This is a genomic window from Oleiphilus sp. HI0123, assembly GCF_001635315.1.
This window is the reverse complement of sequence record NZ_LWGE01000611.1, coordinates 1-10142: the sequence shown is the minus strand read 5'-3', so window position 1 is coordinate 10142 and position 10142 is coordinate 1. Positions and strand designations below refer to the sequence as shown.

Here is a 10142-nt window from a genome sequence, read left to right as displayed (position 1 = left end):
TAGACCGGAGTATCCAAGTACCCAGCCTTGTAACCAAGTACTCTGACAAGGTCTCGTTTGGTAAACTAAGATTGGCCTTGGTTATTTGTCTGCTGTACCTCTCGTGAATAATCGATAGAAATTTCCTCTCAGAAAGGACTAGCGTTCTTGCTGCACAGGCCCTGTGCTTCCAAGTTGTTAGCTCGGCACTTCAGGCCTACGTGAAAAACGAACACGAAAAGCGCCAGGAGACATAGATGTATGTTTTTTAAACAGGCGAATAAAAGAAGACATATCGTTGTAGCCGACTTCTTGGGTGATCTGTTCTAAAGACTTTTTACTGCCTTCTAGCATCCTTTTGGCAGATTCAATCCGAAGCTTCTGTACGTAGGTGATTGGTGTATCACTGGTAGCCGCTTTAAAGCGGCGTTTGAATGTCCTTGGTGTCATGTTGATACGCTCGGCAAGTTCGTCGATTGAAAAGTCTTCAGCAAAGTGATGTTCTAGCCAGTTTTGTAAGCTTATGATTTGCTTGTCTTGGTGGTAATGTTTGCCGGGTATACGTTTAATGCTACTAACCTTATCTTGGCCAATGTCGAAAACATATGACCGGGAGCTAGCTTGCGCGAGTTCATAGCCACAATAGCGCTCAATCAGAAACAGGCTCATATCAAACCAGGCCGTGCCGCCACCAGAGCAAAATATTTGCCCATCTTCTGTAATTAACTGGTCCGGCTGTAAGTCTACCTTTGGAAATTTCTGTGCAAACTGCTCGACGAAGCCCCAATGCGTCGTCGCTTTTTTGTGATCTAACATGCCTGTGTCGGCAAGCAGAAAAGCGCCGGTACAATTACATGCGATATCGCAGCCACCTTCATATAGTTTTCTGATCCATGGGAGTGCTGCTTTATTTAAAGCCAGTGTCTGAGCAATATCGCCAGCGATGGTCGGTATGACAAGCAGGTCACTTGAACTGATTTCTTCAATGGTTTTATGCGCATTGATTTCAATATTATTAGCACACCGAATTTTACCACCGTTTAAGCTAGCAATTTCGACATTGAATTGTCTGGATAGCTTATCTCCATGAATGTAATTCCAAGTAACGCCAACCGAAGCGAGTAAATCTGCCATACCGATAATTGCTGTAGCAAAGGCGTAATCAAACCCGAGAATGGTGACTTGCTTCATTGTTGTGTATCCAAGAATACTGGTGGCATAAACGGCATAGTTTAAGTCATAAAAGCCAGTTATGTAATCCCTCTCGATATGAGACAGTGATAGGTAAATAACCTATTCATCATTAAGAGGCTTGTAAGGCATGGAAACCGATTTATTAAATGAAAGAGACGTTCAGTTTCAGTTGTATGAAGTGCTTGAAACCGCCGCACTTACTGAGCGCGCTCGTTTTAATGAACATAATGTTGAAACCTTTAATGCAGCGATCTCTACAGCAAGACAAATTGCTGAGGATAAGTTTGCTAACCATAATGCCAAACTAGATTGTAATGAGCCCAGTTTTGATGGTGCGAAGGTAAGCATTCTGCCAGAGGTAAAAGAGGCCTTTGATGCGTTGGCTGAAGCAGGCTTTCTTGCAGGGCGAGATGACTACGAGTTAGGTGGGATGCAGTTGCCAGAAGTTATTATGGCTGCGTGTATGGGGTATTTCACAAGTGCTAACGCTTCATCAGCGGGTTATCCATTTTTAACGATAGCCGCAGCCAATTTAATCAAAACTTATGCTTCGGATGCGCTAAAAGGTAATTTCTTAAGCCCTATGTTAGCCGGTAAGTTCACTGGCACCATGGCAATGACAGAGCCTCATGCTGGGTCATCTTTAGCCGATATCACAACCCGAGCAAAAGCATCAGACACCGCAGGTCAATACCTGATCAAAGGAAATAAGATGTACATTTCGGGTGGCGATCATGAAATGGCCGACAATATTGTTCACCTTGTCTTGGCTAAAATTGACGGTGCGCCATCGGGCGTAAAAGGAATCTCGCTGTTCCTGGTTCCTAAATATAGATTGGATGACGATGGTAAACCGGCAGATCGTAATGATGTTGCATTAGCTGGGCTCATTCATAAATTGGGTTACCGCGGTACGACCTCGACCATGCTTTCATTTGGTGATAACAATGAATGTGTAGGGTATCTGATAGGCGAAGAGCACCAGGGCCTTCGCTATATGTTCCAAATGATGAATGAAGCGAGATTAGGCGTTTCGATGGGTGCCGCGATGATTGGCTATCGCGGGTATCTGAGTTCACTGTCTTATGCAAATGAGCGCTTACAAGGCCGCTTGGCGAGCCAAAAGGCGGATGACAAGCCTGTTGAGATTATCCAGCACGCCGACGTGCGTCGAATGCTGTTAGAGCAAAAAGCATACGTTGAAGGTGCAATGTCACTATGCCTGTTTGGTTATTTCTTATTAGATGATGTCAATACACACCCTGATGCAGACGAAAGAGAAAAATCAGAGCTCTTACTGGACTTACTGACACCCGTGATCAAATCATGGAGCTCCGAAGTTGGTGTAAAAGCGAATGATCTAGCGATTCAGGTGCTTGGCGGTGCAGGCTATACCAGAGAGTACCCTGTCGAACAATATTGGCGCGACAATAGGTTAAACCCAATTCATGAAGGAACGAATGGTATCCAGGCCTTGGATTTAGTGGGTCGCAAGCTATGGCAGCGCAACAGTAAAGGACTTCAAGTTCTGGTCTCTAAGGTGAATTTAGACCTTTCTCGTGCTAAAGAATCCAGTGAAAGGCTTCAAGCGTGGGCGCAAACAATTGAAGAACATTTGTCACTAGTGCATAGGGTTACTATGCAATTAGGCGCTGACCTTCAGAAAGAATCTCCTGACTTGACCTTATCTAATGCCAGTTCTTACCTTTCGATGTTTGCTCGCGTGGTGGTGTCGTGGCTGTGGTTACGCCAGGCCTTAGCGGCAGAAAAGGGGATTGCCGAAACTGAGCCCGCAAACCATGAAGAGCTTTCGTTTTACCGTGGCAAACTCCAGGCTGCTCAATATTATATTAAATGGCAATTACCATTAGCTAAGCACGAAGCAGATCTACTTTTGGGGCGAGACGATACCTGTTTTGAAATGCAGCCAAACTGGTTCTAGACCTTGAGACATAAACCAAATTCGAAAGCGGAGGAAAAAGTGAGCTATATTGAAGTCGATGTAAGAGGTTCGATCTTATTGATCAAGGTTAATCGAGCGGAAAAGTATAACGCGCTAACGGTCTAAATGTATCACGATATTGCACGAGCCTATTACCAGCTGGAGCATGATAATAATTTGTGTGTTGCCGTATTTTACGCAGAGGGAGAACATTTTTCAGCTGGCTTGGAGCTCACTGATTGGTTAGAGCCTCTTAAATCAGGAGGCTTGCCGCCTTTGCCTGAGAGAACCATAGACCCCTTTGCATTATCAGGCCCAAGCTTGTCGAAGCCTGTTATTATGGCGGTGCAAGGTTATAGCTATACCTGGGTGGTTGAGATGATGCTCAATACAGATATCAGAGTTGCTTCGGAGAATGCACGCTTTGCTCAGCTGGAGGTTCAGCGTGGTTTGTTTGCCTGTGGTGGGGCAACGATACGGTTACAGAATGAAATGGGTTGGGCCAATGCTCAACGATATTTACTCACGGGTGACGAGTGGTCGGCCGCTGATGCGTATCGCATGGGAATGATTCAGGAAATATGTGAGCCAGGGAAGCAGTTAGAATGTGCCTTAGCGCTAGCACAGAAGATCGCTAAGGCAGCTCCTTTGGCTGTACGTGGAAGCTTGACTTCATCTAAGCTTGCAAGACAAGAAGGCGAGGCATCGGCCATAAAGCAACTTTTTCCTAGCTTAAAGCCCGTCATTGAGTCAGAAGATATGAATGAGGGAGTTCAGTCATTTATCGAGCGTCGTGATGCGGTCTTCGTAGGGCGTTAAGCCCTGAAGGATCAATTTAACAAAGACGAGGCACGCTTAGGCCAAACCTAATGCCCGCAGTACAAATATTCCTGTGCTTACTGTTAATAGTGACAGTACGGTGGATAAAGCGATAATCGTTGCGGCCAATTCGGCGTTGCCTCGCATGGCCTTAGCCATTACGAAACTCGCTGTAGCTGTGGGGCTTGCGAACATAAGAAACAAAGTACCCAATGCTAAATCTTTAAAACCCATCACTAAGGCGGCAAGGGTGAACAGCAATGGCAATCCAACAAGCTTCAGTAAAGTTGCTTTTAATGCAAGATGATTGCTATCTTTTAATTCATTTAACTTGATCGAACCGCCTACGCAAATCAATGCTAGAGGCAAAGTCATGTTTGCAAAGTACTCGCCGCTTTTCATAATGATGGCTGGTGGCTCTAACTGCAGGAGGTTAAGCACAAGTGCTGTAACAATGGCGATGATCAGCGGGTTTTTCGCCATGTCTTTTGCCATCGATAGCCAATCAAAACGTTTATCTGAATGGAACGGTAATGTCAGCGCAAAGACAGACAGGACATTATAAAGCAGTGTTAAAAAAGCCAGTAGAATAGAGCCGACAGCTAAACCTTCATCGCCATACATGTTCATGCAAAGTGCTAGGCCAACGATACCCATATTTCCACGAAAGGCTCCTTGTACAAAAACGCCTCTATTTTCTGGTAGAAGTTTCATCGTGCCGCTTAGCCGCCAGCAGGCTAGGAATCCAGCTACAGTTACAAGCAAAGCAAACATAACTTGCCTAGTATCAAAAACGGCTGATAGGTCAGATTCCAGTACTTTGATAAATAACAGAGCGGGTAATGCGATGGTGAAAACGAGTTTTGAGCCGGAATTGATGAAACTTTCAGTTAACCAGCTTGTTCGTCGAAGGAACCACCCTAGAAATACAATGATAAAAATGGGTAAGGTAATATTTGAGGTGTACAATAGTAAATCAAGAAAAGATGACAATGGAGTCTCTCAAAAAGCGTAATTTGTAGCTAAGTATATGCGATTTATCAGTTGAGTTCCGAAAAGTGCTTTAAGCAAAGCTAGTTTCGATACAAATTTAGCTTTTATGTCTCCTCAGCGTTTTCCCTAGGCTTGTGTGGCTGTCTTTTCGAGCGGTAAAGTTTGGCATGAAGCTCCTGAATTAATCGCAAACCGAATATGTAGTTTATTGATCAATTGCGTCTTCTGATGTTGTCTAGGTATTTGTTACTAATCCTTTCGTCTCCCACCTTTTGGTGATGGTATTTATTCCGCTGGGGTTAATTGGTGTTTTTCCAAGTCATTGGCTGCTCAGGCAAAGCTTTTCTGCAGCTACAATGATAGATGTAATTGCTCTGGCAGGCGTAGCTGTAAGGAATTCTTTGCTTATTGTTGATTTTATAACAGTGCGTGTTGAGCATGGCAGTAGCGTCGAAGACGCTGTAAGCGAAGTTTGTGTGCTAATAAAATTTAGCTTCACCGGGGGGGCGTGTTTTAAAGCGCTTGTGTAGCCATAAATACTGACTAGGATGCCTTCGGATCGACTCTTCTAAGAGCTTATTCCATGCTCTGGCATCGGCTTCATTGTCTTCACCAAAGTTTTCAAGGATGGGAGAAAAGTAGATTTCATAGCGGCCATTAGGGAGGCGGTATTGCGAGACATGGATGACAGCTGCCCCAGATTCGCGAGCGATCCAGCTAGGAGTCGATATACAGGCGGCATCGATACCAAAGAATGGAGCAAAAAGGTCGCACTTTTTGCCGAAATCCTGGTCAGGTGCATACCAGACTTCACCGCCTTCTTTCATAAACTGAATCATTTCTTTCAGTTGTCTTTTATGGAAGCTTTCAATATCAACATTTCTCTGGCGTCCACTTTCAATCATCCAATCAACTACCGGATTGTTGTTGGGTCGATACATATAGCCAGGTTTTTGAAGTTGTGCTGCGATAAACGGCAGGGCAATATCGAAAATACCAAAATGCCCACCTAAAAGAAATACGCCGCCACCTCGTTTCTCTGCTTCTTTTAAGTGTTCTAGGCCATAGACTTCTACCTTGCTCATATAAGGGCTAAGGTCACGCCACCAGGACTGAAGTGTTTCTATGAAGCCTTCAGACGTAGATGTGAATACATCTTTTACCAACTGTTCGCGTTCATTATCACTTAACTCTGGAAAGCAGGCATCAATATTCTGTCGGCATGCCTTAACTCTGCTTTTCATTTTATTGTGAGTGAGGTTGCCCAACTTTTTAGCAATAGAGTGCTTCCACAATAAGGGTAGGTGTGCAATGGAGAACAGTACAAACACAATGAGCCAGGTAAGCAGAAATGAGGGGTGCCAAAGCGGTCGTTGTTTTTTAGGTTTAGCCATGAGGTGTAATGCCGTATCAAAGGAACAAAATTAGCGCCGGATATTACTGGTTTTAAAGTTGTAACACTAGCGCTTATGGCTAACTAAAGAAAATAAGAGGCTATATATGCTGTGTCAACGCGTTTTATTGCGCGTAAGTGGACTCTAAATAGCGAGCAATTTCTTGAGACTCAAACATTTCTGTTCCGGTATTGGGATCAATAAGAAACGGTACTTGCACGTTTCCATGTTTTTTAAAGAAATCATCGCGCTTGGTGTTTTCTAATGGTTGATAAGCGCCAATGCTGAAGCGGAAGTTTGCCGGACCCATATCAGCTAGTTGCTGCTTGCCCAAATTGATCAGTAAGTATGGCAATTCAAGTTCGCATAGTTTTTCTCTTACTACACGAGAAAAAGGGCTGGATTCGAAGCTATATAGCGTCAATGGGAGTTTAGCCGCTTTTGCAGGGCGCGCGTGGACACCTGCATTATTACGTAAAACACTAGCCAGTTTGGATGCCGTATCATTCATTAAACTGCGGCGGAGTTGCTTAGGGACTTCCAAGCCCCTGTACTCTTTAAATAGGTAAGTAACAATTTCATCGCGGCCAGCAATATTGAGGTCAGTGTTGGGGGCGAATAACCTTGGGAGCGTCTGGCTGCCGGATTCTTGTGCAAGTTTTTTTATATCACGCCCACCGATTGGGCAGGGGGCTACCATTGCATCAAGGTTGAGTTCGGTCAGTGCTTCCCTGACAAACCGACATTCCGGGCAACCTTCTCTGTCGAATATAACCAGCTCCTGCTCAGGTTGTATTGCAACCTTGCTCGCTGACGTGCCACGCCAAACACGTAGTGTTGATGCAAGGGTAGACGTGGTGATGTCGAATAAGTTTTTCATAGCGATCCTCCATAATAAGCACGGCTGCATTGTAAGGCTTAATCGTTTGTTTGTCATAGACAAATATCGGCTGTGTCTACCCATAAATTATTATATGAGGCTGTAAGTTCAGGCTGAGTTACGGGTTTAAGGCTATAATAAGATGATTATGGTTTGTTGCTACCTGCATAGAAAGAAATCACGCGTGAGGTTGTATTATGTTCACGAGTATTACAGATCTATTTAAACTAGGTATTGGACCTTCCAGCTCTCATACTAATGGCCCTATGATTGCCGCAAAGGACTTCGTCACTAAGATAAAGGCTATAAATCCCACCTTTCTTAAAGGCAAGCGCCTTAATCTTAGGTGCCGCTTGACAGGTTCCTTAGCGTATACGGGTATTGGTCATGGTACAGATACGGCAATCCTTCTGGGTCTCAATGGCTATTCGCCGGCACAGGCCGCTAAGCTTTCATTCAACGGTAATTTAGAAAAAGCGATTGATAGTTTTCAGCAAAAAAACTTTATCGAAATTGTTCAAGGTGTGTGTGTAAACTTTGGCCCAGCGTCGGGAATAGAGTTTGATATGAAGCTCGTGTACCCGGAACATCCGAATGGTTTCAGCTTTACGCTATCAAGTGCTGGTGAGAAAGAACGGGTCATTTTGTCTGAAACGTACTTTTCCGTTGGTGGCGGTTTTATTTTAACTAAAGATGAACTTGCCGATAAGAGTAAGCGCCAAAAGGAGAAAAAAGGGAGGCGTAAAGTGCCGTTCGGCCACAGCCAGAAACATACCTATTCAAACATGAGTGAGTTGCTGTCTATCGCCGAGAAAGAAGATAAAAGCTTTGCAGTAATTCAGATGGAAAATGAATGCATGAGTAGTGCTGAGAGTGTTACTGAGGCAAATATTTGCACAGTTAAGGAGGCGATGTTTGCAAGCATAGAACGTGGTTTATCTGCTGATGGGCAACTGCCCGGAGGACTGTTATTAGAGCGGCGTGCAAACAAGTTATATTCCGATCTTAGCGCGAATCCCAGTAATGCTAGTGTCAATGATTGGCTTTGTGCATACGCAATGGCGGTCAATGAAGAGAATGCTGCGGGACAAGCAGTCGTAACCGCGCCAACAAACGGTGCGGCGGGTGTAGTCCCAGCATTGCTTTATTATCTAACCAAGCATGAAGAGATTTCAGAATCTAAGTCACGAGAGTTTCTGCTAACTGCGACAGTCATCGGCGCGATAATTAAAGATACTGGCTCTATATCGGGGGCTGAGGTCGGTTGCCAAGGGGAAATCGGTTCTGCCTCAGCGATGGCGGCAGCTGCTTGCTGTGCTGTCATGGGGGGGACTATTTGGCAAATAGAAAATGCAGCAGAGATTGCCCTAGAACACCATTTAGGTATGACTTGCGATCCGGTAAAAGGTCTTGTTCAAGTACCTTGTATAGAGCGGAACGGATTTGGTGCCATCAAAGCCTATGCGGCTGCGTCACTTGCGATGCACGGTAACGGTAGCCATTTAATTACCTTGGATAATTGTATTGCGGCGATGAAGCAAACTGGTGAGGCAATGTCAGAAGAGTTCAAGGAAACCTCTCAGGGAGGGTTAGCAGTCAGGTGGGTAGACTGTTAANATTATCTGAATAAATTAGGTATGGGAGATAAAGGATGACAGAAAGCGCAATCGTTTGGCGCAGTTGCGCAAAGGCACGCTTGAAGAAGGTCCCTTTTTTCATTAGGCCATTTGTAAAATCCCGCGTAGAAAAAGTTGCCAGGGCTCGTAATTTAACAGAGATAAATGAGGGCTTGCTAATTGAAATTAAACGAAAAGAAATGCCCGGTTAGAGTGGGAATATTCGTTTTTTCGGTGTGTTTTATCGTCTTTTCGCGGTAAACTCTGCGAGTGTTATAAAGGAACCTCAAATCTCTAATGAATCACTTGTTACTGATCGCCGTTGCTGGCGCCCTGGGCGCGCTTGCGCGTTATGGGCTCGTTTCCCTTGTAGGCTCTCGAGCATTCCCTTGGGGTACTATGACCGCGAACATTCTAGGCTCATTATTGATGGGCTTTGCCTATGTATATATCGTTGAGAAAAGTATCGTTCCTGCTGACATGAAGCCTTTCGTTATGACCGGGTTTCTTGGCGCGTTTACGACGTTCTCTACTTTTTCGCTTGAGGCCTGGCAATTGCTGGATCGTGGCGAAATATTAATTGCTGCATTTTATATTATAGGTACAACACTGATTTGCATTGTCGCGCTATTTGCCGGGGTGCTGATCTCGCGCGCTAGCCTCTAAGAATATTAAATACCAAAACATTACTAATTTAACGACTAAACATTAACGCAAGAATTTTATTTATGTTAGATCCAAAACTCGTCCGCACCGAAACCAATGAAATCGCTGAAAAGCTGGCAATAAAGAAGTATAAGTTTGATACAGACTTGTTTTCATCCCTAGAAGAGTCGCGTAAGCAAATACAGTCAAAGACTGAAGAGCTTCAAAATGAACGCAACACTCGCTCAAAATCGATTGGTAAAGCCAAAGCGGCCGGAGAAGATATTGCGCCACTAATTGCCGAAATGGATACAATTGGTGCTTCTTTAGAATCTGCAAAGGCGGAATTAAGTGAAGTGCAGGATCAGTTAAACGATTTGCTTGCAGGCATGCCTAATATACCAGACTCTGAAGTGCCTGAAGGTAATTCTGAAGATGATAACGTCGAAGTATTAAAGTGGGGTGAGCCTGGAAAATTTGATTTCGAGGTTAAAGATCACGTAGCTTTAGGTGACATCAATAAACAATTAGACTTTGAAACTGCAAGTAAATTGACCGGTTCACGTTTTGTGGTGATGCGCGGACAGTTAGCCAAGCTTCATCGTGCTTTAGCGCAGTTCATGCTTGATACGCATTCAGCTGAAAATGGTTATGAAGAAGTCTACCTTCCTTACGTTGTT

At 44.3% G+C, this 10142-nt stretch carries 10 protein-coding genes and 1 pseudogene; 7 read left to right on the top strand and 4 right to left on the bottom strand.

Translation table 11 applies throughout. The features are described 5' to 3' along the window. Positions 1-177: 177 nt before the first annotated feature. Complete coding sequence (locus A3761_RS05560) at positions 178-1170, bottom strand: GlxA family transcriptional regulator (RefSeq protein WP_068515087.1); 993 nt, start codon at positions 1168-1170, stop codon at positions 178-180. A gap of 130 nt (positions 1171-1300) precedes the next feature. Here A3761_RS05560 and A3761_RS05555 point away from each other — a divergent pair, with 130 nt between their 5' ends. Both A3761_RS05555 and A3761_RS05550 read left to right on the top strand, forming a co-directional pair. Continuing rightward, on the top strand, positions 1301-3115 hold the full coding sequence (locus A3761_RS05555; protein WP_068515089.1) for an acyl-CoA dehydrogenase: 1815 nt from the start codon (positions 1301-1303) through the stop codon (positions 3113-3115). Positions 3116-3241: 126 nt separating this feature from the next. After that, positions 3242-3934: a crotonase/enoyl-CoA hydratase family protein gene (locus A3761_RS05550; protein WP_231875513.1), complete on the top strand. Its 693-nt coding sequence runs from the start codon at positions 3242-3244 to the stop codon at positions 3932-3934. Positions 3935-3970: 36 nt separating this feature from the next. Here the strand turns inward: A3761_RS05550 and A3761_RS05545 are convergent, their stop codons facing one another. Further along, positions 3971-4927: an AEC family transporter gene (locus A3761_RS05545; RefSeq protein ID WP_068515095.1), complete on the bottom strand. Its 957-nt coding sequence runs from the start codon at positions 4925-4927 to the stop codon at positions 3971-3973. A 272-nt stretch (positions 4928-5199) separates the two neighbouring features. Here A3761_RS05545 and A3761_RS28935 point away from each other — a divergent pair, with 272 nt between their 5' ends. Then, positions 5200-5457, top strand: a complete 258-nt coding sequence (locus A3761_RS28935; protein WP_197469648.1) for an efflux RND transporter permease subunit — start codon at positions 5200-5202, stop codon at positions 5455-5457. Here A3761_RS28935 and A3761_RS05540 read toward each other — a convergent pair. Both A3761_RS05540 and A3761_RS05535 read right to left on the bottom strand, forming a co-directional pair. Further along, entirely contained in the window at positions 5407-6321 is a 915-nt protein-coding gene (locus tag A3761_RS05540) for a lysophospholipid acyltransferase family protein (protein ID WP_068515098.1), read from the bottom strand. The two genes, A3761_RS28935 and A3761_RS05540, sit on opposite strands and share 51 nt — an antisense overlap. 124 nt (positions 6322-6445) lie before the next feature. Next, the gene (locus A3761_RS05535; protein WP_068739044.1) at positions 6446-7201 is read right to left on the bottom strand and encodes a glutathione S-transferase N-terminal domain-containing protein; all 756 of its coding nucleotides are present in this window, start codon (positions 7199-7201) and stop codon (positions 6446-6448) included. A 197-nt stretch (positions 7202-7398) separates the two neighbouring features. On the opposite strand from A3761_RS05535, the gene A3761_RS05530 reads away from it, so the two are divergent. The 4 genes and pseudogenes from A3761_RS05530 to A3761_RS05520 form a co-directional block, all read left to right on the top strand. Then, positions 7399-8817, top strand: a complete 1419-nt coding sequence (locus A3761_RS05530) for an L-serine ammonia-lyase (protein ID WP_068515102.1) — start codon at positions 7399-7401, stop codon at positions 8815-8817. Positions 8818-8852: 35 nt separating this feature from the next. Beyond that, the gene (locus A3761_RS28930; RefSeq protein ID WP_082865032.1) at positions 8853-9029 is read left to right on the top strand and encodes a PCP reductase family protein; all 177 of its coding nucleotides are present in this window, start codon (positions 8853-8855) and stop codon (positions 9027-9029) included. A gap of 85 nt (positions 9030-9114) precedes the next feature. Beyond that, positions 9115-9483, top strand: a complete 369-nt coding sequence (gene crcB, locus A3761_RS05525; RefSeq protein WP_068515105.1) for a fluoride efflux transporter CrcB — start codon at positions 9115-9117, stop codon at positions 9481-9483. A 62-nt stretch (positions 9484-9545) separates the two neighbouring features. Then, positions 9546-10142, top strand: a pseudogene (locus A3761_RS05520) (serine--tRNA ligase); the annotation flags it as partial.